Below are 23372 nucleotides of genomic sequence, written 5' to 3' on the forward strand. Positions count from 1 at the left end.
CCACTTGTTAAAAAATTGCAACAGCCATTATCGACCAATCTTGTATGGTGAGCCAGTTCAAATCGCGCCGCTGGCCGATTCCTCCATCAATTCGGCCAGGCGGTGAATATTTTCCGCCAGGGTGCTCAGCCCTGATTACACTTCAAAGTGTTATGTCTCACCGTACCGTCAGACCTCCCGTAAAGGAACGCATCATGGCAGATAAAGAAAAGAAGAAAAGCAAACCCGTTGCGAAGAGCGCCCCTCCCGTCCCGCTTAAGCGTAAGGAGTACGAACAAGAGCTGCATCGCCTGCATGTAGAGCTGGTTAAGTTGCAGCGCTGGGTGGTGAGCAAGGGCCTGAAAGTGTGCGTCGTCTTTGAAGGACGCGATGGCGCAGGTAAAGGGGGCACTATCAAGGCCCTGACCGAACGCGTCAGTCCGCGCGTATTCCGGGTGGTCGCGCTGCCGGCCCCCACCGAGAAAGAGAAAAGTCAGCTCTACTTCCAGCGCTATGTGCCGCATCTGCCGTCAGCAGGTGAAATCGTGATTTTCGACCGCAGCTGGTACAACCGTGCGGGCGTGGAGCGCGTGATGGGCTTCTGTACCGAGGAACAGGTCGAGAAGTTTCTCGACGGTGCGCCTATCATCGAAAAGGCGATGGTCAATGCGGGCATTATTCTGATCAAATACTGGCTGGAAGTGACGCCCAAAGAGCAGGAGCGCCGTCTGCGCGACCGCATCAACGACGGGCGCAAAACCTGGAAGCTGTCGCCAATGGACGTTAAATCCTTTAACCGCTGGGATGAGTACACCGAGGCGCGCGATGCGATGTTTGCGGCCACCGATACCGCCTGGGCCCCATGGTTTGTCGCCCGCTCCGAGGATAAAAAGCGCGTGCGGCTGAATATTATCTCTCACCTGCTGACGCAGATTCCTTATAAAGACCTGCCGGAAGAAGAGGTTAAATTACCGAAACGTAAAATTGGCAAAATTAAACCAACCGCATATCCGTTCCGTTATATTGACGAGAAGTTCTGATTTTTACCACCCTCCTGATTATTTATCGGGAGGGTGATTCACAATAACCCTGTCTGTTTTCAGCCTGTTACTTTGGTCTGGAAGCGTGCTCGCAATTCCTGAATTACCAGGCGGAACGGTATTGTTTTTTATTGTTGGCGATTGATAATGACTGCACCAGAACAGGAGAACGAATAATGAAAATGGCCATCAAAGAAAAGAGCGCAGGTAAGGATCATTTAACTGGCGTCCCCCCACGCCCCGTATTAACAGCAGAGGAGCGCATCGAGCAACACAAGCGTGATAAGGAATTCATGCGCATAATGAATGAAATTGTAGCAGAACATGGAATGTTAACAGATGATGAATTTTTCAGGGTGCTCTGATGACCAAACAATTTAATGTTTATCGGAATACATCGACTAATACGAGGAACTTGTTGCCATATTACGTCGTTGTGCAAAACGACCATTATGACGATCTTAGTACGCGCATTATTATGCCATTAATGAGACACCATAAAATACCTCGATGGTACAGTCACATCGCCCCACAAGTGAATATTGAGTTTGATACTTTAAATATTTATGCTCCGATGATAAGTCATATTGATAAATCCCAGATCAAACCCAAGGATTTTATTTGTCATCTCAATACAGCCAGGAGAGATATCGTCGCCACCATCGACGCATTGTTCACCAACACCTGACCTCCCAAAATACCCGCTCCGAAACACCGTCCGGAGCGGGGGGAACTCATTTTATCCCTTCACGATTCTCTTTCTGCGCTTCCAGTCGCTCCACGTCCCGGTACCAGCGCGGATGGTGCTTCTGCGCCCAGCGGCGGCTCACCTTCCCTTCAATCATCCCTTTAATCGAGCCTTTGACCCAGAACGCCATATACATATGGATCAGGATGGCGTGGATCAAAATAATGGCCGAGGTCGCGTGGATCAGCAGGCTATAGCGCACCACCTGCATCGGGAAATACTGGGCAAAGTACGGACGCCAGATAATGACCCCGGTCACCAGCAGCACAAAAATCATGCTCATGATGGTCCAGAACATCATCTTCTGTCCGGCGTTGTACTTGCCCACTTTCGCGACTTTGTGCTCGTTGCCTTTCAGCACCTCAACAATGCCCTTCAGCCACGGAATATCCTGCTTGTCCGGGATGTTGTGATGCACGAAACGCACGAACATAAACATCAGCGCCACGAAAATCAGCACCCCGAAGAACGGATGGAGAATACGCCCCATCTGCGGCGTACCGAAGGTCTCGGTCAGCCACTGCAGCGTCGGGAAGAAGAATGAAATCCCCGACAGTGACACCAGGAAGAAGCAGATCACCACCGTCCAGTGACAGGCGCGGTCGACAAACTTCGTGCGCACGATCATCTTTGACTTACTCATGGTGCTCCTCCTCATCGTCATCCACCTCTTTGTTCGGCCCGATGCCCACGTAGTGATAAATCAACCCGGCAAAGGTGGCGATAAAGCCCGCCGCGGAGAGCGGTTTAAGCGCCCCTTTCCACAGGTTGATAGAGGTATCGATCGCCGGATCCTTCGGCAGATTGTGATACAGCTCCGGCTGGTCGAGATGGTGCAGGACATACATCACGTGCGTCCCGCCTACCCCCTGCGGGTTGTAGACGCCCGCGTTGGCATAGCCGCGCGCCTTCAGCTTATCGACCCGCTGCTGGGCAACGTCCAGCATCTCCTTCTTGGTGCCAAAGTGAATCGCCCCGGTTGGACAGGTTTTCACGCATGCTGGCTCCTGACCAACGCTGACGCGATCCACGCACAGGGTGCATTTATAGACCCGGTTATCCTCTTTATTGAGGCGCGGCACGTTGAACGGACACCCGGCGATGCAGTACCCGCAGCCGATGCAGTTATCCTGCTGGAAATCGACAATGCCGTTGGCGTACTGAATAATCGCCCCGGCGGACGGACAGGCCTTAAGACAGCCCGGATCCTCACAGTGCATGCAGCCGTCTTTGCGGATCAGCCACTCCAGCTTGCCGTTCTGCTCGGTTTCGCTAAAACGCATCACCGTCCAGGATTTGGCGCTCAGATCGGCCGGGTTATCGTACACGCCAACGCAATGGCCCACCTCGTCGCGGATATCATTCCACTCGGAGCAGGCCACCTGGCAGGCTTTGCAGCCCACGCAGGAGGAGACATCAATAAGCTTTGCCACTTCCGCTTTGTAATCCCGCGCACGAGGCGCGGGGGTAAAGCCGTTGGTGGCGGAGCGTTTGATGACGTCTTGTGTTTCCATCGACATTTATTCGCTCCTTATGCTTTCTCGATGTTGACCAGAAACGCCTTGTACTCCGGCGTTTGCGAGTTGGAATCCCCTACCGATGGCGTCAGGGTGTTGGCGATATAGCCCTTCTGCGCCACCCCTTCAAAGCCCCAGTGCAGCGGAATACCGACCGTTTCCACCTGCTGGCCGTGAACGTTAAGGGCCTGCAGACGACGGGTAACCACCGCCACGGCGCGAATAAACCCGCGCTGGCTGCTGACTTTCACGCGATCGCCGTTGGCTATGCCTTTGGCCTGCGCCAGGGTCTCGCTGATCTCGACAAACTGTTCCGGCTGGGCGATAGCATTGAGTCGCGCATGCTTGGTCCAGGTGTGGAAATGCTCGGTCAGGCGATAGGTGGTGCCGACATACGGGAACTTGTCTTTCTTGCCCATCCGCACGGCATCTTCCTCGTAGACACGCACCACCGGACTCGAAACCACGTTCGGGTGCAGCGGGTTGGTGCCCAGCGGCGTTTCCATCGGTTCGTAGTGTTCCGGGAACGGCCCTTCCGCCAGCTTGTCGATGGCAAACAGACGCCCCAGCCCTTCCGGCTGCATGATAAACGGCCCGGTGTTGCTGCCCGGCGCGGCGGTGTTGTAGTCCGGAATATCGTTCCCGGTCCACTTCGCACCGTTCCACTGGATCAGCATCCGTTTCGGATCCCACGGCTTGCCGTTGATGTCCGCCGAGGCGCGGTTGTAAAGCACGCGACGGTTCAGCGGCCACGCCCAGGCCCAGCCCAGCGTATTGCCCAGCCCTGACGGGTCGGCGTTATCGCGGTTAGCCATCTGGTTACCCTGCTCGGTCCAGCTCCCGGTGTAGATCCAGCACGACGATGCCGTCGTACCGTCATCACGCAGCTGGGCGAAGCTGCTTAACAGCTGGCCTTTCTTCGCGATCGGTACGCCGTTGGCATCATAGAGATCCGCCAGTGCATAGCCGTTGTTCTCTTTCGCCACCTCTTCCGATTCCGGGTGATCCGGCTGTTTGTAATCCCAGCGCATCCGCAGCAGCGGCTCGACGCCTTTGCCGCCTTCGGTGCGATACATCTCGCGCAGGCGATGGTAAATCCCGGCCAGGATTTCACCGTCGTTGCGCGCTTCGCCCGGCGCATCCTGCCCCTTCCAGTGCCACTGCAGCCAGCGACCGGAGTTGGCGATGGAGCCGTCCTCTTCCGCGAAGCAGGTCGACGGCAGACGGAAGACCTCGGTCTGAATCGAGGCGGTATCCACATCATTCATCTCGCCGTGGTTCTGCCAGAAGGTCGAGGTTTCGGTCACCAGCGGATCGATCACCACCATGTACTTCAGCTTGCTGAGGCTGGCGACAATCTTGTTCTTATCCGGGAACGACGCCACCGGGTTAAAGCCCTGACAGATGTAGCCCGTGACCTTCCCCTTCGACATCATGTTGAAATACTTAATGACGTCGTATGACTGATCCCATTTCGGCAGCCAGTTAAAGCCCCAGTCGTTCTCCTTCTGTGCCGCATCGCCGTAGAAAGATTTCATCAGGCTGACGAAGAACTTCGGATAGTTGCTCCAGTAGTTCACCTGGTCAGGCAGCGTCGCTTTCGGCGTGTTCGCCGTCATATAGCTCTGCAGATCCGTCTGTTTCTCGGACGGCAGCGTCAGATAGCCGGTCAGGCTGGTCGACAGCAGGCCGAGATCGGTCAGGCCCTGGATGTTGGAGTGACCGCGCAGGGCGTTAACCCCGCCACCGGCCATACCCATGTTGCCGAGCAGCAGCTGGATCATCGCCATGGTACGGATGTTCTGCGCCCCGACGGTATGCTGCGTCCAGCCCAGCGCGTACAGGAAGGTCGTAGTTCTGTCGGCGGCACTGGTGGAGGCCAGCACTTCACACACCTTCAGGAAATCGGCTTTCGGCGTGCCGCAGATGTTCTCCACCACCTCCGGCGTATAGCGGGAGACGTGCTGTTTCAGCAGGTTCCACACGCAGCGCGGATCGGTCAGGGTTTCATCGCGTTTTGCATAGCCGTTTTCGTCGAACTGATAGTTCCAGGAGGACTTGTCGTACTGGCGTTTTTCGGCGTCGTAGCCGCTGAACAGCCCGTCGTCGAAGGCAAAATCTTCCCGCACCAGCAGGTTCGCGTTGGTATAGTGCTTAACGTACTCGGCGTTAATTTTGTTGTTTTCGATCAGGTACAGCAGCACGCCGGAGAGGAACGTAATGTCCGTGCCGGAGCGGATTGGCGCATAGATATCAGCCACCGATGCCGTACGCGTAAAGCGCGGATCGACGACGATCAGCGTCGCATCATTGTTGTTTTTCGCTTCCATCGCCCAGCGGAATCCCACCGGATGCGCTTCAGCGGCGTTACCGCCCATCACCATCACGACGTTGGCGTTTTTGATATCAACCCAGTGGTTGGTCATCGCACCGCGACCAAATGTTGGAGCAAGACTTGCTACCGTTGGTCCGTGTCAGACGCGCGCCTGGTTGTCTACCGCCAGCATGCCGAGGGAGCGCACAAATTTTTGCGTCAGCATGCCGGTTTCATTACTTGCCGCGGATGCACACAGCATCCCGGTGGAGAGCCAGCGGTTTACCGTCACGCCCTGCTCATTGGTTTCGACGAAGTTAGCGTCGCGGTCGGCCTTCATCAGCTTCGCGATACGCGTGAAGGCTTCATCCCAGGAGAGTCGCTGCCATTTGTCGGAGCCCGGGGCGCGGTATTCCGGGTAACGCAGACGGTTATCGCTGTGGACATAGTCCAGCAGGCCCGCCCCTTTCGGGCATAACGCCCCACGGCTGACCGGATGATCCGCATCGCCTTCAATATGATAAATCGACTCTTTGGCGTTCTTCGCGCCATCACCCAGGCTATACATCAATAGCCCGCATCCCACGGAGCAGTATGTGCAAGTGTTACGGATCTCTTTGGCGCGCAGCAACTTATAGTTGCGCGCCTGAGCCAGCGCCATTTTAGGGGCGAACCCTAAAGCAGCCACTGTCGTACCGGCCATACCGCCCGCGCAGATTTTAAAAAACTGTCTGCGGCTGACGTCCATTGCTGTCCTCGTTAGATCATTGAGAATTCCGGCGGAAAACTAACAGCAAAGCCCCTGTTTTTTTTGCGGCAAATCAATATCACCGATCTTCGCCCTCTTAATAGTCAGCGGGGAGCGGTTTTATTACTGCTTAATGAGTAGCTGAAGGGAGATTAATTCGCGGAAGGTACTGAAACAGTGCTATAAATTTGCCCCTAAAAATGCAAAGACTGTGGAAATAAGATGGACAGAAAAAAAGCCACCCTGATCGGGCTGGCCGCAATTGTGCTCTGGAGCACGATGGTGGGCCTGATCCGGGGCGTCAGCGAGGGGCTCGGCCCGGTAGGGGGAGCGGCGATGATCTACACGCTCAGCGGTTTACTCTGCCTGATCACGGTCGGGTTTCCTGACCTCCGGCGTTTCTCGCGCCGTTACCTGATTGCCGGCAGCGTGCTGTTCGTCAGCTATGAAATTTGCCTGGCGTTGTCGTTAGGCTACGCCACTACCCGCCATCAGGCGATTGAGGTGGGGATGGTTAACTATCTCTGGCCGAGCCTGACCATTGTGTTTGCCATTCTGTTTAACCGCCAGCGTTCGACCCTGTGGGTGAGCCCGGGGCTGATTATCTCCCTGCTGGGCGTCAGCTGGGTGTTGGGCGGCGAGAACGGGCTCAATCCGGCGGAGATTGCCCGTAACATCGTCTCCAATCCGCTGAGCTACGGTCTCGCCTTTGTCGGAGCCTTTATCTGGGCGGCCTACTGCACCGTGACCAGCAAATATGCCAGGGGGCAGAACGGGATTACGCTGTTTGTGCTGCTGACGGCGCTAAGCCTGTGGCTGAAATATGCCTTCAGCGATCAGCCCGAGATGGTGTTCAGCGTGCCGGTGACGATCAAGCTCCTGATGTGCGGCGTGGCGCTGGGGTTTGGCTATGCCTCGTGGAACGTCGGGATTCTGCACGGCAACGTGACGCTGCTGGCGGCGGCCTCCTATTTTACCCCGGTGCTGTCAGCAGCGCTGGCTGCGGTGCTGCTGAGTGCGCCCCTGTCGTTTAGCTTCTGGCAGGGCGCGATGATGGTGTGCGCGGGGTCGCTATTGTGCTGGTACGCCACGCGGGCCCGTAAGGGTTAGGATTCTGCGGCCTGCCACGCCGGGCGGCGCATGCGCTTGCCCGGCCTACGGCGTGGTGCCGTTTGTAGATTTTGTAGGCCGGGTCAGGCGGAGCCGCCACCCGGCATCTCCTCCAGGGTGAGGGAACTGTTCCTGCGCAGCCAGCTTTGCAGCAGCTTCCCGTCCTGGCTCATCTCGCCGTCCTGACGCACGCACAGGTAATAATCCCGGCCATCATCAATGGGCAGATCGAAGATCTTCACCAGCTCCCCGCTCTCCAGATAGGGGGCAATCAGCGGCTCGCGCATCAGGGCACAGCCCAGCCCCGCCTGCACTCCCGCCAGGGTTAACAGCCCGTCTTCAAACATCGGTCCGCTGCGCCGCACCGGGCGCTTCACTCCCTGCTGGATAAACCACTGCTGCCAGGTGGCGCGCTCCTCGTCGTGCAGGAGCGGCATTTGCAGCAGCTGCTCGGGGGTGTCTATATGCCCGTGCAGGCGCAAAAACGCCCGGCTACAGACCGGCACCATCTGCCCGGAAATCAATTTTTCGCTCTGGTAGCCCGCCCACTGGCCGTTACCAAAGCGAATCGACATATCCGAGGCATCGCTCAGGTAGTTGCGGTGGTTGGCGTAAACCACGTTAATCTCGGTTTGCGGATTGGCGCGCATAAACCCCGGCAGGCGCGGAATAAACCACCCCATGCCAAACAGCGGGATCAGGCTGATGGTCACCTGGCGGGTCTGCACCTGCTCCAGTAAATGCTCCGTGGCCTGGCGCAGCACGTTAAAAGCCGCGCGAATGGAGCGGTAGTAGTCCCGCCCCTGCTGGCTGAGGATCAACCTGCGCCCCTGGCGCTCGGTGAGCGGCATTTGCAGATACCCTTCCAGCACCTTCAACTGATGGCTGACCGCCGACGGAGAGATGTCCAGCTCCCGGGCTGCCTGCGTCACGCTGCCCAGACGGGCTATCGCTTCGAAGGCCCGAACCGCCCGCAGGGGCGGATCGTTCGCCAGCCGGCTCTCGGCAAAGGCCGCCAACGCCATGGATTGTTCTGTTTTATTCATATATTGACCTGTTATGGATAATCAGGTTAATCAGTTATTTATCATAATCTTTAAAATCAATCAGATAACGCAAGCTCCAAAAATCATAAGAAAGAATATATGCGTATTTCACAATTTAATTCAATTATTAGATGTTAACCGCTGAAAGAGCAATTTGTCGGGTAACAACGTTGGACACACTCATACAACAACTGATCAACGGCGTGATGCTGGGCAGCATCTACGCGCTGATCGCGCTGGGCTATACCATGGTGTATGGCATTTTGCGCATTATTAACTTCGCCCACGGCGATATTCTGATGGTCGGCGCGCTGACTACCCTGTCGACGCTGAATCTTCTCAGCAACCATTTCCCGGCCATGCCGCAGCTATTGCAGCTCGGCTTTGCGCTGGTGATTGCCATGGCGGTCTGCGCCCTGCTGGCGATGGCGGTGGAGCGCTTTGCCTACCGTCGCCTGCGCAACGCCCCGCGGCTGGCCCCGCTGATCTCCGGGATTGGCGTGTCGGTGCTGCTGCAAACCCTGGCGATGGTTATCTGGTCGCGCAACCCGCTGATGTTTCCGCAGATCCTGCCGATGGACCCCATTGCCGTCACCGCAGGCAGCGAGGCACATCCCCCGGCGATTATCACCGTGACCGGCATCGTGACCGTGGCGCTGGCCCTGATTGTGATGACCGGCCTGTGGCTGCTGGTGGAGTACACCCGTCTTGGCCGCGGTATGCGCGCGGTGGCGGAAAATCCGCGCGTCGCCACCCTGATGGGCGTCAATCCAAATGCGATCATCACCCTGACCTTCGCCATTGGCGGCATCTTTGCCGCGCTGGCGGGGGTGATGATGGCCAGCAACTACGGCAACGCCAGCTTCTCAATGGGCTTCCTGCCCGGCATTAAGGCCTTTACCGCGGCGGTGCTCGGCGGCATCGGCAATATTCGCGGGGCGATGATTGGCGGGATCCTGCTCGGCATTATCGAAGCGCTGGGCGCCGGTTATCTGGGCGAGCTGACTCATGGCGTGTTCGGCAGCAACTATCAGGACGTGTTCGCCTTTATCGTGCTGATTCTGGTGCTGGTCTTCCGTCCGGCAGGTCTGCTGGGCGAGCGCGTGGCGCACAGGGCGTAAGGGAAAATCATGACTGCCATTGAACTCAAAACACCGGCGACCAGCGGTAAATTCTGGTCCGGCATGACGCTCTTCGTCCTTGCCCTGCTGCTTGCACCGGTGGTGGCTACCCAGCTGGGCGGTAACTACTGGGTGCGGGTGATCGACTTCGCCCTGCTCTACATCATGCTGGCGCTGGGGCTGAATATCGTGGTCGGCTACACCGGCCTGCTGGATATGGGCTTTATCGCCTTCTACGCCGTCGGTGCCTATCTGGCGGCGCTGCTGGCGTCTCCGCATCTGGCGGAGGTGTTCCCGATCCTCAACGTCTGGTTCCCGGACGGGCTGCACACCTCTTACCTGCTGATTATCCCACTTGCGGCGCTGGTCGCGGCGGTGTGCGGCATTCTGCTCGGTGCCCCTACGCTGAAGCTGCGCGGGGATTACCTGGCGATCGTGACCCTCGGCTTCGGGGAGATCATCCGCATTCTGATGCGTAACCTCGACCGCCCGGTGAACATCACCAACGGCGCGAAAGGCATTACCGGCGTCGATACCCTCAACCTGTTCGGCCTCAAGTTCAGCGGGGTTTACCACTGGTTTGGCGTCAAAGTGCCCGCCCTGTGGCTGTGGTACTACCTGCTGATGCTGGTGATTGTCGGGATCATTTTTGTCTGCCTGCGCCTGCAACACTCGCGCATTGGCCGGGCGTGGCACGCCATCCGCGAGGATGAAGACGTCGCCCGGGCGATGGGCATTAACGTGCGCAACTTTAAGCTGCTGGCCTTCGCCATGGGCGCCTCCTTCGGCGGCGTGGCCGGGGCGCTGTTCGGTGCCTTCCAGGGCTTTGTCTCCCCGGAATCCTTTACCCTGCAGGAGTCCATTGCCGTGCTGGCGATGGTGGTACTGGGCGGGATGGGCCATATCCCGGGAGTGATCCTCGGGGCGGTGCTGCTTACCGCCCTGCCGGAGCTGCTGCGCAGCCAGGCGGCCTCGGCGCAGCAGGCGCTGTTTGGTTCAGTACTCATTGACCCGGAGATCCTGCGCCAGCTGTTCTACGGCCTGGCCCTGGTCGGCGTGATGCTGGTTCGCCCGTCGGGCATCTGGCCGAAGCGCCACAAGGAGGTGAAAGCATGAGCCTGTTAACCGTGCGCAACATGTCCAAACGCTTTGGCGGCCTGACGGCGGTGGATAACGTCTCGCTGTCGATTAACAAGGGCGAGATCTACGGTCTGATCGGCCCCAACGGTGCGGGCAAAACCACCTGCTTTAACCTGATCACCGGCCTGTATCCGGCCGACAGCGGCGAGTTCGCCATTGCCGATAAACCTTATTTTCCAACCCAGATCGAAAAAGTGACTGCCGCGGGTATCGCCCGCACCTTCCAGAACGTGCGGCTGTTTAACGAGATGTCGGTGCTGGAGAACGTGATGGTCGGTCGCCACGTGCGCACCCGCAACGGCCTGTGGGCGGCGCTGAGCCGTCACAAGCGCGCCCGGGAAGAAGAAGCCCGGACCCTGGAGCAGGCCTGGCACTGGCTGGAGTACACCGGCATCGCGAAGTTCGCCCACTACCGCGCCTGCGACCTGGCCTACGGCCATCAGCGTCGGCTGGAGATTGCCCGCGCGCTGGCCACCGATCCGCTGCTGCTGGCGCTGGACGAACCCGCCGCCGGGATGAACGCGGCAGAAAAAGTGGCCCTGGGTGAACTGCTGACCCGCATTCGTGACGACGGAAAAACCCTGTTGATGATTGAACACGACGTGAAGCTGGTGATGGGGATCTGCGATCGCCTCACGGTGCTGGATTACGGCAAAACGTTAGCCAGCGGCACCCCGGACAGCGTGCGCCGCGACCCGGCGGTCATCGCCGCCTGGCTTGGAGGCAATGCCCATGTCTGAATTACTGAAAGTGGAACGTCTGGACGTGCATTACGGCGGGATCCAGGCGGTTCGGGATGTCTCCTTTAGCCTGCGCGAAGGCGAACAGGCCACCCTGATCGGTGCTAACGGCGCGGGCAAAAGCTCCACCGTGCGGGCCATCACCGGGCTGGAGCGTTTTGGCGGCAACATTGAATTTAACGGCAAGCCGGTGCGTAAACAGAAAGCCGAAGGGCTGCTGCGCAACGGGCTGGTGATGGTCCCGGAAGGTCGGGGCATCTTCGCCCGCATGACGGTGCTGGAGAACTTACAGATGGGGGCCTGGCTTAGACGTGACACTGTCACCATGAAGCAGGAGATGGACGCGATTTTTGACCGTTTTCCCCGTCTGGGCGAACGCCAGAACCAGCTGGCCGGGCTGCTCTCCGGCGGGGAACAGCAGCTTTTAGCGCTGAACCGCGCCCTGCTCAGCCAACCGCGTCTGCTGATCCTCGACGAGCCGTCGATGGGCCTTGCGCCGAAGATGGTGGAGAACATTTTTGCCGTCATCGCCGGGCTGCGCGAGCGCGGCGTCGCCCTGCTGCTGATCGAACAGAACGCCCGCCTGGCGCTGGAAGTCACCGACCAGGCCTGGGTAATGGACAGCGGCAGCATCGTTCATCACGGGGCATCGAAAGCGATGCTCGACGACGACCAGATTGCACAGATTTATTTGGGCGAAATGCCCGTTTAACGACACCAACCAACATCAGGGAAAAATAATGAAAACCGTAAAAATCAGCGCCCTCAGCGCCGCTATTCTGCTCAGCGGGTTTGCCTCTACCGGAGCCTGGGCCGCCGACAGCGAAACCGTGGTGATTGGCCTGGCGGGCCCACTCACCGGCCCGTCTGCCCGTATCGGTAAAGACCTGGAGAACGGCGCCCAACTGGCGATTGACGACATCAACAAGCAGCATCCGACCATCGGCGGCAAAGCGGTAACCTTCAAGCTACAGTCCGAAGATGACCAGTCGGATCCGCGTACCGCGGTGGCCGTGGCCCAGCGTCTGGTAGACAACGGCGTAGCGGGCGTAGTCGGTCACTGGAACACCGGCACCAGCATCCCGGCGGCACGGGTGTATCACGACGCGGGTATCGCCCAGGTGGCCCCGGTCGCCACCGGTCACGCCTATACCAAACAGGGTTTTGACACCAGCTTCCGCGTGATGGGCCATGACGATGACGGCGGTCAGTTTGCCGGGCAGTACGCCATCGACACCCTGAAAGCCAAACGCATCGCGGTGATCGACGACCGTACCGCCTTTGGTCAGGGGCTGGCGGACGAGTTTATTAAATCCCTCGAAGCTCAGGGCGTGAAGATTGTCGACCGTCAGTACGTTGACGACAAAACCGTCGACTTCAGCGCCGTGTTGACCGCGATCCGTAGCAAAAACGCGGATCTGATCTTCTTCGGCGGCGTGGACAGCCAGGCAGCGCCGCTGGCGCGCCGTATCAAACAGCTGGGGATGAACGCCACCCTGATGGGCGCGGGCGGCTTTGTCAGCCAGACCTTCCTGCAACTGGCGCAGAAAGAGGGTGAAGGCGTGGTGGCGCTGGAACCGGGCCTGCCGGTGGATCAGATGCCGGGCGGCAAGACCTTTGAGCAGGCGTATCAGTCCCGCTACCACACCCATATCGAACTGCACGCCCCGTTCGCCTATGACGCCACCCGCGTGCTGGTAGCGGCGATGGAGAAAGCCGGCTCGGTGGATCCGGCAGAGTACCTGCCTGCCCTGCGCGCCATCAGCTACTCCGGCGTCACCGGGCAGATCGCCTTTGATGACCAGGGCAACCTGAAAGCCCCGTCGTTCACCGTCTATAAAGTGGTCGACGGCAAATGGCAGCCGCAAACCGTACTGGGCGGCGCAAAAGCTAAGTAACGCAGTGAGGCAATGTGATGAGTGATAATAACGAGCTGGGCATTCTCGCCCGCCGCAAAATTGAAGCAGAAATTATTAAGCCCATTTACGAAATTCTGGTGCGCGAGATCGGCAAGACTCGCGCCCAGGCGGTAATTGGCGAGGCCATTGAGCAGGCCGCCATTGACGCGGGCAAAGCGTTTGCCAGCAAGGAGCCGAACGGCGCGGACGTGAAGAGCTTTATCGCCCTGCAGTATCTGTGGGAGAAGGATAACGCTCTGGACGTGAAGGTGATCGACGCCGACGACCAGCAGTACAACTACAACGTCACCCGCTGTCGCTATGCCGAGATGTATCACGAGATGGGGCTGGGTGAGATCGGCCACCTGCTGTCGTGCGCCCGCGATGAGAAATTTATCGTCGGCTATGCGCCAGATGTGGAGCTGACCCGTACCACCACCATCATGCAGGGCGGCAAGTGCTGCGACTTCCGCTATCGCAGCAGCAAGGACAAAGCATGATCCGCGTGAATGGAGACCGGCTATGGTCGACGCTGGAGAGGATGGCGCAGATCGGCGGTACGCCCAGGGGCGGCGTGACCCGCCTGGCGTTAAGCGACGAAGACCGGATTGCCCGCAACCTGCTGCGCGACTGGGCGCTGGAGGCGGGTTTTTCCTGCGATGTTGACAGCATGGGCAATATGTTTATCCGCCGCGCGGGCAGGAACGCTGCCCTCGCCCCGGTGATGACCGGCTCGCACGTGGACTCTCAGCCGCTGGGCGGCAACTACGACGGGATCTACGGCGTGCTGGCCGGGCTGGAGCTGCTGCGCACCCTGAACGACCATCAGATCGAAACCGAGCGCGATATCGTGCTGGTGAACTGGACCAACGAAGAAGGGGCGCGTTTTGCTCCGGCGATGCTCTCTTCCGGCGTCTGGACCGGGCAGTTCAGCGAAGCGTACGCCCACGCCCGGGCCGACCGGGATGGCATTACCGTAAGCGAAGCGCTGGACACCATTGGCTATCGCGGCGAACGCCCTGCCCGCGCCTTCCCGATCCACGCCTGCTACGAGCTGCATATCGAACAGGGGCCGATTCTGGAAGATGAAGCCGTTGATATCGGACTGGTACGTGCGGCGATGGGCCAGCGCTGGTTTACCCTCACGCTGGACGGTTTCGCCGCCCATGCAGGCACCACGCCGATGCACAGCCGACGCGACGCCTTAACCGCTTTTGCAGAGCTGGCGCTGAAGGTGGAAGCCATTGGCTATCAGCATGCGCCCGACGGCCGGGCGACAATTGGGATGGCGGAAATCACGCCGAACTCGCGCAACGTGGTCCCTTCCCGGGTGGTGTGCAGCGTCGAATTCCGTCACCCGGAAAGCGCGGCGCTGATTGCGATGGAAACCGCCCTGCATCAGGCGGCGGAAAGCCTTACTGCGCGCGGCATCACCGCAGAGGTGGAGCGCATTTTCGACTATGCGCCTATCGCCTTTGACGCCGGCTGTCTTGCGCGCAGCGAGAAAGCGATAGCAGAGCTGGGGTACAGCGCGAAGCCGATGGTTTCCGGTGCCGGGCACGATACCTGCTATATCAGCAAAATCGCGCCGGCCAGCATGATCTTTATTCCGTGCGTAAAAGGCATCAGCCATAACGAAGCGGAAAAGATCCTGCCGGAATGGTCAGAGAAAGGCGCCAATGTGTTGCTGCATAGCGTGCTGAGTGCGGCGCAGGAGCGCTAAACAGGCACTTTCCCCGGCCAACGGCCGGGGAACCTTTTATGAAAAAACCTTACAGTATGTTGTAACTATGACCGGTTATTTCCCCAGCTTCGACAGCATCTCCGGGCGCATGAATTTATGGATCACCAGCATAAAGATGACTGAAGGCACCAGCAGGATCAGCGCCGTAATGGATGATATCTGATAGTTACCCGACATGCTGGCGGTATAGAGCAGTATCGGCAGCGTGTTGATCTCCGGCGCGCCGACAAAGAAGGTAGCGGTAAACTCATCCAGCGACTCCAGAAACACAAAGATGCTGGCGGCAATCAGCCCGGGCGCTGCCTGCGGCAGGATGATATGGAAAAAGGTGTAGACCGGCCCGGCCCCGAGATTGCGTGACGCCCGCGCCAGCAGCGGATCGAGCGCCGAGAACGCCGCTACGCTGATCCAGATGGAGTACATCAGCCCATGCACGCTATGCACCAGCACCACCCCGGCGATGGTTCCATTCAATCCCCACTGGTAGAACAGACGCGCCACGTTCATATAGACGGTCAGGTTCGGGAAGGCCTGCGGGATCAGAAACAACAGCATAAAGAAGGCGCGGCACGGCATGGAACGGTGCGAAAGCGCATACCCGGCCGGGATCGAAATCAGCAGGCACACCACCACTGACAGCAGGGCAATGAGTACGCTGATGGACAACGAGCCGGAGACGTCGCTGTAGGGGCTGAATACCTGCCCCCAGTATTTCAGCCCCCATTGATTGGGCAGCGTATGTGGGAAAAACCAGCTCTCCGCCACGGTCCAGATCAGCAGGTTCAACAGCGGGCCAAACAGCGCCAGCACCAGAAAGGTCAGCAGCAGGGTTTGCAGAATAAAGCTGCCGCGAATTCTATGAAACAGCGCGTTCATCAGTGGGTTCCTTTCGCATTCAGACTGTGACGGAGGTAGAACCAGGACAGCGCGGCGCACATCAGATAAGAGATCACCCCCATCGCGTTCGCCACCGGATAGTCGCCATAAGAGTTAACGCGAAACGCCATATCCACGGTCATCATCGTCGGCGTACCGGTGCCGATCATCAGGGGAACGGAGAGCACCGACATCATGGTCACGGTGGACAACACCATCGCGATGCCTATGGTCGGCAGCACCTGGGGCAAAATAATGTCGAACAGGATCCGCACCCGGGAGGCACCGAGGTTTTTCGCCGCCAGAATATGGGTTGCGTCCACCGCCGCCATGGCGCCGCCGATCAGCAGCGTGGTAAACGCCATCTGCTTCCAGACAAAGGTAATAATGATCCCGCTCCAGCCGAGCAGCGAGCTGGTCTCCATCGGCGTCATCACCCCGAGGGCAACCAGCACATTGTTCATCAGGCCATTCTTCGCCAGGAAGGTGCGCATCATCTGCGCGGCTACGATAAACGGAATGAACAGCGGCAGGCGGTATAAAAAGGCCAGCGCCTTAACGAGGCGACGACAGGGTGAGAGCACAATTACGGCGGAAATGGTGATGGAGAGCAGCGCCAGGATCGCCAGCGAGGCCAGGACAATAATCAGGGTAAAAAGAATATCGTTGGAATAGAGGCTGAACACTTTTTCAAAGTGCGCCAGGGTTAAGCCTGTTTCATGGGTAAAAGCCGACATGAGCGAGTAGCCCAGCGGCCAGAGAAAGAAAATGCCAATCATCAGGGTTGCCGGGGCAACCAGCAGGAGAGCGTTAAGTGCGTGTCGCATGAATAATCACCGCTAAAAGGTGCCCGGCAGAGACCCGCCAGGCACGTCATCTATTCAGTTTGAAACCTGGCTCTCGTAGCCTTCTTTGATATCGTCAAAGAACGGTTTGATTGGGAAGCTTTTGCCGTTTTCCGCTAAGGCTTCCGGCGAAATTTCCGCAAACAGCTTCTGCCAGGTGGCATCGTCCAGCGCCCCTTTCACATATTTGGCGTCGATGCCCGGGTACCAGTTGAACTGCTTAACGATCCCCTTAGCCTGAATCTCCGGGCTGGTCGCCAGCTCGATAAAGGCCTGGGCCAGTTTTGCCTGCGCGGCTTTGGCCGGTACAACGTAGTACATCGGCTGCCCTGGCATGCCCGGTGCGATTAAAGCCAGCTTGATGGACGGCGGCAGTTTGCCCTGATCTTTCCAGCTGTAGAACATATCAACCCATACCGGTCCCATGGTAATTTCGCCCCGGCTCAGCATATCCAGGGTTCCGGCATTGCCCGGCGTAAAGGTGATGTTTTTATTGAACTCTTTCAGCTTAGCCCAGGCCGGGCCCCACGCCTTTTCAACCCCTTTATCGTAAGGCAGCGCGGTAAGACGCTCGGCCGGCGTGCCGTAGGCATACATCCAGCCCACCACAAAGCTCACGCCCGACATGCCGTTTTTGATGCCGTTATAGCCAAAGGCTTTGGGATTTTTTTCCGACCACTGCACCAGCTCGTCGTAGGATTTCGGCGGGGTGTTGATCAGGTCGCTGTTGTAAGCAATCGCCGTCTGGCTGAGGAACATCGGCATCACATAGCCGTCAACATTGACCCCCAGCGCGTTTCTTGCGTTCTCGGCGGTGGTCATGGTGCCGGTTTTCACCGCCTGGCGGTAATTCTCAAGCAGCCCTTTCTCGACCAGCTGTCCGCCTGCGGCCTGATGTACGACCGCCACGTCGATATCCCAGGTTTTGGCGCCGCTCTGCTCCTGCGCCGTCAGTTTTTCAATAATCTTGTTCGATCCGGCATCGCCTGGCCCGGTGCCGACCACCTGCACTTTTACCCCCGGATGGGCGGCTTCAAATTTCGGTCCCAGCCAGGTTTTGACGTAGTCCACCATATTCTGGTCACCTGCGGTGGCGACGTTGAGTACCGTTTCGGCATTCGCCCCGTGCAGGCAGCCCAGAGTCAGTGCGACGGTGACAGCCATTTTTGTTTTTACGGACATGATCGTTCCCCAGAAAAAGTGTGTGTCGGTTGGCATTACAAAGCAGGTTCAAACCTGTGGAGCGCAGCCTCAGGCACATGCAACACGACCGGCGAACGGTCAGGCCAGCATGTTGCTGAGTCTGCGAGTAAAATCTGCCCGGCGCAGCGCACGCTGTGTCGGTACTGATGACCTAAAAAGGCGCTCTCTTCGACGGTTCCTTCGAGGGTTAATCCTTCCGGCGTGGGCTCCGGTAGCGCGGTATGCATGGCGATATCGGCGCTGCGGAAATAGAGCGTTCTTCCCTGTCCATCGTCAGGCGTGAGGCAGTTATCCGCGCCCATAAAATCCGCCACAAAGGGTGTTGCCGGGCGGTGATAAATCGCCTCCGGGGTGCCGATCTGCTCGATGCGGCCGTTATTCAGCACCGCGATTCGGTCGGCCATCACCAGCGCTTCCTGTTGATCGTGGGTGACAATCAGCGAGGTAAAACCGAGCCGTTTTTGCAGGGCTTTAATTTCATGCCGCACGTTGAGGCGCACTTTGGCATCGAGGTTCGACAGAGGCTCGTCGAGCACCAGCACATCCGGTTCAATCGCCAGCGCACGGGCCAGGGCAACGCGCTGGCGCTGGCCGCCGGAAAGCGCCGTCACTTTTATTTCCGCATAGCCTTCGAGGTTAATAATTTTTAATAACTCGCGTACCCGGCGCTGTATCTCCTCTTTTTTAACGCGGCGGACCTTCAACCCGTAACCGATATTTTGCGCGACCGTTAAATGCGGCCACAGGGCGTAGCTCTGAAACACCATGGTGATATTTCTCTGCTCCGGCGAACTGTAGGTAATATCTCGGCCATTAATCGCCATGGAGCCAGAATGGACCGGGAGAAAACCGCATAACGCATTCAATAACGTTGTCTTGCCGCAGCCGGAGGGGCCAAGGAGCGCGATCATCTCGCCCTTGCCCACCGCCAGATGAATATCGTGAAGAACAATATTATTCCCGTAGGCAACCTTCAGTTTATCTATTTGCAAATAACTCACGCACGATCCCTTAATTCTTTCCCGTTACCGATGAACACGTGTTCATTTGTTTGTAAAAAAAACGCAACGTTCCAGCGGCATTATGTTCGCCTACTCTGTCGTGTATTTGTGACAATTTGATTAAGTCAGCAAAAAATTAATGAGGCGAAATGAAAATAGATATTCTGGGCTGCGGCAGCGCCTTCTCTCTGCGGCAGAATACCTCGGCAATCCGGGTGATCGACAGCGCCGGTTATCAGCTGCTGATCGATTGCGGCCCCACCATTCCCCGGGCGTTATGGCAGCGGGGGCTGGATGTTAACGACATTGATGCTCTCTACTTCACCCACATCCACCCGGATCACTGCACCGGGCTGACGGCGCTTCTCAACCACTGGAAAAGCTTTCAGCGGACAAAACCGCTCATTATCTGGTCGCAGCCTGCGCATCGCCCGGCCCTGCTGCAGCTGGCAAGCCTGGCGAACTGGCCGGAAACCGGACTCTGCTTTGCGATCGACTGGCGCGACAGCACCCCAGAGTGGCGCTGGCAGGACTGGATCCTGCGTACCGCCTTCACCCATCATGAAATCCCGAACCTGGCCCTGCGCATTGAGACGGCCCTCGCCACTCTGTTTTACAGCGGCGATGGCCGTCCAACCCCAGAGAGTATTGCCCTGATGGCCGGGGCAGATCTGGCATTCCAGGAGTGCGCCTCGGCGACGCCGCTGCCCGGTGACGCGTCCCATGGGGATTTCCCCGACTGTCTGGCGCTCTTTTCCCGCCTCAAACTGCCGGCGCTGGGGCTCTATCATTGCAACGACAGCGCCAGGCCGACCCTGGCGGAGGCCTGCAAGCCCTACCCCGGCCTGTTCGTCAGTGAAGATGGCATGAGCTTCGAGCTGCCCCATCGCCGGGAGGAGGCCCCGTGAGTAGCAGTCTTCGCAAGCAGGCGGTGACCGCCGAGGACGTGGCCAGACGGGCGGGCGTGTCCCGGGCCGTCGTCTCCCGCGCCCTGAGCAGCAACGGCAGCATCTCCCCTGCGACCCGGGAAAAGGTGTTACGGGCCGCTCAGGAACTGGGCTATCAGGTGAATTTTCTCGCTCAGGGACTGAACCGCCAGCGCAGCCAGCTGATTGGGGTGATCGTCGCCCGGATTGGCGATCCGTTTCGCAGCAGTCTGCTTGAGGGGTTACTGCACGAGATCCAGCGGCGTGGCTATCAGGCGCTGGTCAGCGAGATCACCGGCGAGGACGATCTGGTCAATACCCTACGACGCTTCACTCAGTTTCGCGTCTCCGGAGTCATCGTCACCTCCGGCAAACCGCCGGAGGCCATCGTTAACGAGTGCGTCAGCCAGCAGATCCCGGTGGTCGGCATCAATCGTCATCCCGATATCCCGCTGGTGGATTTTATCTGCTCGGATAACCAGCGCGGCGCCCTGCTGGCGGCTGAACAGCTCTGGCGCTCCGGGTGTCGTCGCTTTGGCTGGCTTAACCATCAGGCCTCCACCTGGGCGGGCAGAATGCGCGGCGAGGCCTTTGTCCAGGCCCTGCAGCAGCTGGGCGTCGACACCGCGCAGCAGGTTACCGTGCTCGCCGCCGCTGCGGAGGGCTATGAGGGCGGGCTGACCACGGCCCAGGGCTATGAAGGCGAGCTGCCGGAGGGGATTTTCTGCGCCAATGCGCAGCTGGCCTGCGGTTTTCTCGATGGGATGCGCCAGCGAGGAAAATCTGCCCCGTGCGATTTTCATCTGATTGGCTTCGATAACACCCCGCAAAGCGGTCAGTTAAGTTATCAGCTGACCACGCTGCATCAGGACGTGGCCGAGATTGCCCGTCGGGCGCTGACGCGGCTGCTGGCACGGGCGCAAAACCCGCTCCAGCCCTCCCAGGTGGAGTGGGTCAGCGTGGAGCTGGTTTACCGCCAAACCTCGCCCAGGCCCGAAAGCGCTTAGCCCGCTTGGCGCGGGACTTTCGCCAGGCTAAACCACACCCCTGTTGCCAGCAGTAGCAGCATCGCCCCTGCGCTGCCGAGCGCCACGCTGTGCGAGGTGATAAACGCGGTTTTCGCCGCCTCAATCACCGATTCGGCAAGCGTTGGCGTGAGATGCTGGGCGACCTTCACCGCCTCGCCGATGGATGAGGAGGCGTGATCGGCAAGGCTGGCATCCAGCCCAGGCGGCAGTTCAATCGACGCCGAGAAGCTGCGGGTCAGGAGCAGACCAAAGATCGCAATCCCCAGCCCGGCCCCCAGCTCATAGGACATGGTTTCAATCGCCCCGGCCGCAGCGGCCTTCTCTTTTGGCGCGGCGGCCATGATCGCGGAGGTGGAAGCCAGCAGCGCGCTCGCCGCGCTAAAGCCCAGCAGCACCATCAGGCACCAGGCCTGCCACTGCTGGGTGCTGAAATCGAGCATCGACAGTCCGATAAAGCTGAGCGCGCTCAGGCCCATGCCCCCGGTCGCCACGATCCGCAGCCCCAGACGCCCCACCAGCACCCCGGCAATCGGGCCGCTAAAGCCGCTGGCGACCATCACCGGCAGCATAAACATCCCCGCCTCAAACGGGGTGAAGCCGTGGACGAACTGTAACTCCTGGGCCATCAGCAGCTCAAAGCCCACCAGGGCAATCATCGCCGTCATCGCCATCACCACGCCGCTGAGAATAATGCGGTGGCCGAACAGGCGAATGTCAATCATCGGCGTGCGGGCACGAAGCTGGATGCGGATAAAGATCCACAGCATTACCGCCCCGGTCAGCAGCGTGCCCGCCACCAGCCACGGAGAAATTCCCCCTTTCAGCGCCGTTTTAGCGCTGTAGACCAGCAGCAAAATCGCCACGATCAGCATCAGGGCATGGGTGATGTTCAGCGGCTGCTCAGGCCGCCCCTGCTGAGCCGGAACATAACGCGCCGCCAGGGAGACCACCAGCAGCACAATCGGGACGTTGATCAAAAATACCGCCCCCCAGTAGAAGTGCGCCAACAGCATCCCGCCCACCAGCGGGCCAAAGGCCGCCCCGCCGGACCCCACCGCCGCCCAGACCCCGAGGGCAATATTACGCCGACGCGCATCCGGGAACAGGGTGCGGATCCCGGCCAGAGTGGCGGGAATGATCATCGCCGCCCCAATTGCCAGCGAGGCCCGCGCCGCAATCAGCCACCCCGCCGAAGGGGCAAACGCCGCCGCCAGCGACGAGAGGCCAAACAGGGTGCTGCCCATCATCAGCAGCCGCTTAAAGCCGATGCGATCCCCGAGCGCGCCCATCGGCAGCACCATCCCGGCCATCACCAGGGAGTAGATATCAATGATCCACAGCAATTCATTGCCGCTGGCGTCCAGGGTCATACTCAGCGTCGGCGCGGCGACGTGGAGCACCGTGGCGTCGATCGCCACCGGGATATAGACCAGCACAATAATCACTAACGCTAACCACTGACGAAACATAACTATCCTTATCTGACTAAACCTGGACACATGTCCAGATTGCAATCCTACGTAAAGTTGAACGCGTGTCCAGCTTTTTGTTACACTTGTTGTCCCCCAGTTGAGAGTGAAAATAATGAGCTATCTGAGCAAGGACGAGCGGCGGGAAGAGATCCTGCAGGCGGCGATGCGCGTGGCGCTGAGCGAAGGCTTTACCGCGATGACCGTAAGACGTATTGCCAGTGAGGCGAAAGTGGCGACCGGTCAGGTGCATCACCATTTTGCCTCCGCAGGCGAGCTCAAATCGCAGGCCTTTATCCGCCTGATCCGCGCCCTGCTGGATGCCGATGTGGTAGCAGAAAACGCCACCTGGCGGGAACGGCTCCACGCCATGCTCGGCAGCGATGACCGCAGTTTTGAACCCTATATTCGCCTGTGGCGGGAAGCCCAGCTGTTAGCCACCCGCGATGACGAAATAAAAGGGGCTTATGTGTTAACCATGGAGATGTGGCATCAGGAGACGGTCGCCATAATACGGGCGGGTGAACAAGAGCAGGCCTTCAGGCTGAAAGACAGGGCTGAAAACATCGCCTGGCGGCTGATTGGCCTGGTCTGCGGGCTGGACGGGCTGTATGTATTATCCATGCCGCAGATGGACGACGCAGCATTTAATCAACACCTTAATACGTTAATTACCCTCGAGCTGGACTAATCATCAGCCATGCTTAACTGTTACGATTTGTAACACATTAAGCGAGCCCACATCTCCCTTCTAAACTCAGGGGTTCGCTTTTTTATCTATCCTTTCAGAAGACTCCCAAAACACATCTAATAATTTCTCATCAAAAACTCAGGCATCTGCCTGAATGTATTTCTCTTTCTGCCATTTACGGATATGCA

Annotated in this window: 23 protein-coding genes; 14 read left to right on the forward strand and 9 right to left on the reverse strand. The window is 58.7% G+C overall.

Annotation, left to right across the window (positions count from 1 at the left end; translation table 11 throughout):
- The first annotated feature begins 194 nt into the window (after positions 1-194).
- The 3 genes from ppk2 to GNG27_RS11720 all read left to right on the forward strand — a co-directional run bounded on the left by ppk2 (position 195) and on the right by GNG27_RS11720 (position 1707).
- On the forward strand, positions 195-1019 hold the full coding sequence (ppk2, locus tag GNG27_RS11710) for a polyphosphate kinase 2 (RefSeq protein ID WP_156263784.1): 825 nt from the start codon (positions 195-197) through the stop codon (positions 1017-1019).
- A 176-nt stretch (positions 1020-1195) separates the two neighbouring features.
- Positions 1196-1384 (forward strand): hypothetical protein, encoded by a 189-nt coding sequence (locus GNG27_RS11715; protein ID WP_156263785.1) that lies wholly within the window; start codon positions 1196-1198, stop codon positions 1382-1384.
- Positions 1384-1707 carry a CcdB family protein gene (locus GNG27_RS11720; RefSeq protein ID WP_156263786.1) on the forward strand — a complete coding sequence of 108 codons (324 nt, stop codon included), beginning with the start codon at positions 1384-1386 and terminating at the stop codon, positions 1705-1707. The genes GNG27_RS11715 and GNG27_RS11720 overlap by 1 nt, the downstream gene beginning before the upstream one ends.
- A gap of 46 nt (positions 1708-1753) precedes the next feature.
- On the opposite strand, the gene fdnI is transcribed toward GNG27_RS11720, so the two are convergent.
- The 3 genes from fdnI to fdnG are packed head-to-tail and all read right to left on the reverse strand — an operon-like array spanning position 1754 to position 6346.
- A complete protein-coding gene (fdnI, locus tag GNG27_RS11725) occupies positions 1754-2410 on the reverse strand; it encodes a formate dehydrogenase-N subunit gamma (RefSeq protein WP_142489487.1) in 657 nt (218 codons plus the stop codon).
- Positions 2403-3287: a formate dehydrogenase subunit beta gene (gene fdxH / locus GNG27_RS11730; protein WP_142489488.1), complete on the reverse strand. Its 885-nt coding sequence runs from the start codon at positions 3285-3287 to the stop codon at positions 2403-2405. Before fdxH ends, fdnI begins: the two co-directional genes overlap by 8 nt.
- Before the next feature lie 11 nt (positions 3288-3298).
- Positions 3299-6346 (reverse strand): formate dehydrogenase-N subunit alpha, encoded by a 3048-nt coding sequence (gene fdnG / locus GNG27_RS11735; protein WP_156263787.1) that lies wholly within the window; start codon positions 6344-6346, stop codon positions 3299-3301.
- A 222-nt stretch (positions 6347-6568) separates the two neighbouring features.
- On the opposite strand from fdnG, the gene yddG reads away from it, so the two are divergent.
- The gene (yddG, locus tag GNG27_RS11740; RefSeq protein ID WP_156263788.1) at positions 6569-7456 is read left to right on the forward strand and encodes an aromatic amino acid DMT transporter YddG; all 888 of its coding nucleotides are present in this window, start codon (positions 6569-6571) and stop codon (positions 7454-7456) included.
- Between the two features lie 83 nt (positions 7457-7539).
- On the opposite strand, the gene GNG27_RS11745 is transcribed toward yddG, so the two are convergent.
- The gene (locus GNG27_RS11745) at positions 7540-8502 is read right to left on the reverse strand and encodes a LysR substrate-binding domain-containing protein (RefSeq protein ID WP_156263789.1); all 963 of its coding nucleotides are present in this window, start codon (positions 8500-8502) and stop codon (positions 7540-7542) included.
- Between the two features lie 170 nt (positions 8503-8672).
- Here GNG27_RS11745 and GNG27_RS11750 point away from each other — a divergent pair, with 170 nt between their 5' ends.
- From GNG27_RS11750 to GNG27_RS11780, 7 genes are read left to right on the forward strand one after another with little or no spacing between them, the layout of a single operon-like run.
- Positions 8673-9623 (forward strand): branched-chain amino acid ABC transporter permease, encoded by a 951-nt coding sequence (locus GNG27_RS11750; RefSeq protein WP_156263790.1) that lies wholly within the window; start codon positions 8673-8675, stop codon positions 9621-9623.
- A gap of 9 nt (positions 9624-9632) precedes the next feature.
- Positions 9633-10739 carry a branched-chain amino acid ABC transporter permease gene (locus GNG27_RS11755; protein ID WP_156263791.1) on the forward strand — a complete coding sequence of 369 codons (1107 nt, stop codon included), beginning with the start codon at positions 9633-9635 and terminating at the stop codon, positions 10737-10739.
- The gene (locus GNG27_RS11760; RefSeq protein WP_156263792.1) at positions 10736-11503 is read left to right on the forward strand and encodes an ABC transporter ATP-binding protein; all 768 of its coding nucleotides are present in this window, start codon (positions 10736-10738) and stop codon (positions 11501-11503) included. The genes GNG27_RS11755 and GNG27_RS11760 overlap by 4 nt, the downstream gene beginning before the upstream one ends.
- Positions 11496-12215 carry an ABC transporter ATP-binding protein gene (locus tag GNG27_RS11765; RefSeq protein WP_156263793.1) on the forward strand — a complete coding sequence of 240 codons (720 nt, stop codon included), beginning with the start codon at positions 11496-11498 and terminating at the stop codon, positions 12213-12215. Before GNG27_RS11760 ends, GNG27_RS11765 begins: the two co-directional genes overlap by 8 nt.
- A gap of 28 nt (positions 12216-12243) precedes the next feature.
- Positions 12244-13401 (forward strand): branched-chain amino acid ABC transporter substrate-binding protein, encoded by a 1158-nt coding sequence (locus tag GNG27_RS11770; RefSeq protein ID WP_142489496.1) that lies wholly within the window; start codon positions 12244-12246, stop codon positions 13399-13401.
- 17 nt (positions 13402-13418) lie between these two features.
- Complete coding sequence (locus GNG27_RS11775; protein WP_142489497.1) at positions 13419-13901, forward strand: L-2-amino-thiazoline-4-carboxylic acid hydrolase; 483 nt, start codon at positions 13419-13421, stop codon at positions 13899-13901.
- A complete protein-coding gene (locus GNG27_RS11780) occupies positions 13898-15124 on the forward strand; it encodes a Zn-dependent hydrolase (protein WP_142489498.1) in 1227 nt (408 codons plus the stop codon). The genes GNG27_RS11775 and GNG27_RS11780 overlap by 4 nt, the downstream gene beginning before the upstream one ends.
- Before the next feature lie 75 nt (positions 15125-15199).
- On the opposite strand, the gene GNG27_RS11785 is transcribed toward GNG27_RS11780, so the two are convergent.
- The 4 genes from GNG27_RS11785 to GNG27_RS11800 are packed head-to-tail and all read right to left on the reverse strand — an operon-like array spanning position 15200 to position 19070.
- A complete protein-coding gene (locus GNG27_RS11785) occupies positions 15200-16021 on the reverse strand; it encodes an ABC transporter permease (RefSeq protein WP_156263794.1) in 822 nt (273 codons plus the stop codon).
- The gene (locus tag GNG27_RS11790; RefSeq protein WP_156263795.1) at positions 16021-16848 is read right to left on the reverse strand and encodes an ABC transporter permease; all 828 of its coding nucleotides are present in this window, start codon (positions 16846-16848) and stop codon (positions 16021-16023) included. The genes GNG27_RS11785 and GNG27_RS11790 overlap by 1 nt, the downstream gene beginning before the upstream one ends.
- A 54-nt stretch (positions 16849-16902) precedes the next feature.
- Positions 16903-18048 (reverse strand): extracellular solute-binding protein, encoded by a 1146-nt coding sequence (locus tag GNG27_RS11795; RefSeq protein WP_156263796.1) that lies wholly within the window; start codon positions 18046-18048, stop codon positions 16903-16905.
- A 35-nt stretch (positions 18049-18083) separates the two neighbouring features.
- Positions 18084-19070 (reverse strand): ABC transporter ATP-binding protein, encoded by a 987-nt coding sequence (locus tag GNG27_RS11800; RefSeq protein WP_156263797.1) that lies wholly within the window; start codon positions 19068-19070, stop codon positions 18084-18086.
- 149 nt (positions 19071-19219) lie between these two features.
- Between GNG27_RS11800 and GNG27_RS11805 the strand changes: the two genes are divergently transcribed.
- Positions 19220-19978: an MBL fold metallo-hydrolase gene (locus tag GNG27_RS11805; RefSeq protein WP_156263798.1), complete on the forward strand. Its 759-nt coding sequence runs from the start codon at positions 19220-19222 to the stop codon at positions 19976-19978.
- Complete coding sequence (locus GNG27_RS11810) at positions 19975-21003, forward strand: LacI family DNA-binding transcriptional regulator (protein WP_156263799.1); 1029 nt, start codon at positions 19975-19977, stop codon at positions 21001-21003. The genes GNG27_RS11805 and GNG27_RS11810 overlap by 4 nt, the downstream gene beginning before the upstream one ends.
- On the opposite strand, the gene GNG27_RS11815 is transcribed toward GNG27_RS11810, so the two are convergent.
- A complete protein-coding gene (locus GNG27_RS11815; protein ID WP_156263800.1) occupies positions 21000-22493 on the reverse strand; it encodes an MFS transporter in 1494 nt (497 codons plus the stop codon). The two genes, GNG27_RS11810 and GNG27_RS11815, sit on opposite strands and share 4 nt — an antisense overlap.
- A 115-nt stretch (positions 22494-22608) precedes the next feature.
- Between GNG27_RS11815 and GNG27_RS11820 the strand changes: the two genes are divergently transcribed.
- Positions 22609-23184 (forward strand): TetR family transcriptional regulator, encoded by a 576-nt coding sequence (locus tag GNG27_RS11820; protein WP_156263801.1) that lies wholly within the window; start codon positions 22609-22611, stop codon positions 23182-23184.
- Positions 23185-23372 lie beyond the last annotated feature (188 nt).

It is taken from the genome of Leclercia sp. 119287 (genome assembly GCF_009734485.1).
Taxonomy (GTDB): domain Bacteria; phylum Pseudomonadota; class Gammaproteobacteria; order Enterobacterales; family Enterobacteriaceae; genus Enterobacter; species Enterobacter adecarboxylatus_C.

Bases quoted from the DNA above. Each gene is read 5' to 3' on its own strand.
- ppk2 (WP_156263784.1), top strand. From the start codon at position 195: ATGGCAGATAAAGAAAAGAAGAAAAGCAAACCCGTTGCGAAGAGCGCC.
- GNG27_RS11715 (WP_156263785.1), top strand. From the start codon at position 1,196: ATGAAAATGGCCATCAAAGAAAAGAGCGCAGGTAAGGATCATTTAACT.
- GNG27_RS11720 (WP_156263786.1), top strand. From the start codon at position 1,384: ATGACCAAACAATTTAATGTTTATCGGAATACATCGACTAATACGAGG.
- fdnI (WP_142489487.1), bottom strand. From the start codon at position 2,410: ATGAGTAAGTCAAAGATGATCGTGCGCACGAAGTTTGTCGACCGCGCC.
- fdxH (WP_142489488.1), bottom strand. From the start codon at position 3,287: ATGTCGATGGAAACACAAGACGTCATCAAACGCTCCGCCACCAACGGC.
- yddG (WP_156263788.1), top strand. From the start codon at position 6,569: ATGGACAGAAAAAAAGCCACCCTGATCGGGCTGGCCGCAATTGTGCTC.
- GNG27_RS11745 (WP_156263789.1), bottom strand. From the start codon at position 8,502: ATGAATAAAACAGAACAATCCATGGCGTTGGCGGCCTTTGCCGAGAGC.
- GNG27_RS11755 (WP_156263791.1), top strand. From the start codon at position 9,633: ATGACTGCCATTGAACTCAAAACACCGGCGACCAGCGGTAAATTCTGG.
- GNG27_RS11760 (WP_156263792.1), top strand. From the start codon at position 10,736: ATGAGCCTGTTAACCGTGCGCAACATGTCCAAACGCTTTGGCGGCCTG.
- GNG27_RS11765 (WP_156263793.1), top strand. From the start codon at position 11,496: ATGTCTGAATTACTGAAAGTGGAACGTCTGGACGTGCATTACGGCGGG.
- GNG27_RS11770 (WP_142489496.1), top strand. From the start codon at position 12,244: ATGAAAACCGTAAAAATCAGCGCCCTCAGCGCCGCTATTCTGCTCAGC.
- GNG27_RS11775 (WP_142489497.1), top strand. From the start codon at position 13,419: ATGAGTGATAATAACGAGCTGGGCATTCTCGCCCGCCGCAAAATTGAA.
- GNG27_RS11780 (WP_142489498.1), top strand. From the start codon at position 13,898: ATGATCCGCGTGAATGGAGACCGGCTATGGTCGACGCTGGAGAGGATG.
- GNG27_RS11785 (WP_156263794.1), bottom strand. From the start codon at position 16,021: ATGAACGCGCTGTTTCATAGAATTCGCGGCAGCTTTATTCTGCAAACC.
- GNG27_RS11790 (WP_156263795.1), bottom strand. From the start codon at position 16,848: ATGCGACACGCACTTAACGCTCTCCTGCTGGTTGCCCCGGCAACCCTG.
- GNG27_RS11795 (WP_156263796.1), bottom strand. From the start codon at position 18,048: ATGTCCGTAAAAACAAAAATGGCTGTCACCGTCGCACTGACTCTGGGC.
- GNG27_RS11805 (WP_156263798.1), top strand. From the start codon at position 19,220: ATGAAAATAGATATTCTGGGCTGCGGCAGCGCCTTCTCTCTGCGGCAG.
- GNG27_RS11815 (WP_156263800.1), bottom strand. From the start codon at position 22,493: ATGTTTCGTCAGTGGTTAGCGTTAGTGATTATTGTGCTGGTCTATATC.
- GNG27_RS11820 (WP_156263801.1), top strand. From the start codon at position 22,609: ATGAGCTATCTGAGCAAGGACGAGCGGCGGGAAGAGATCCTGCAGGCG.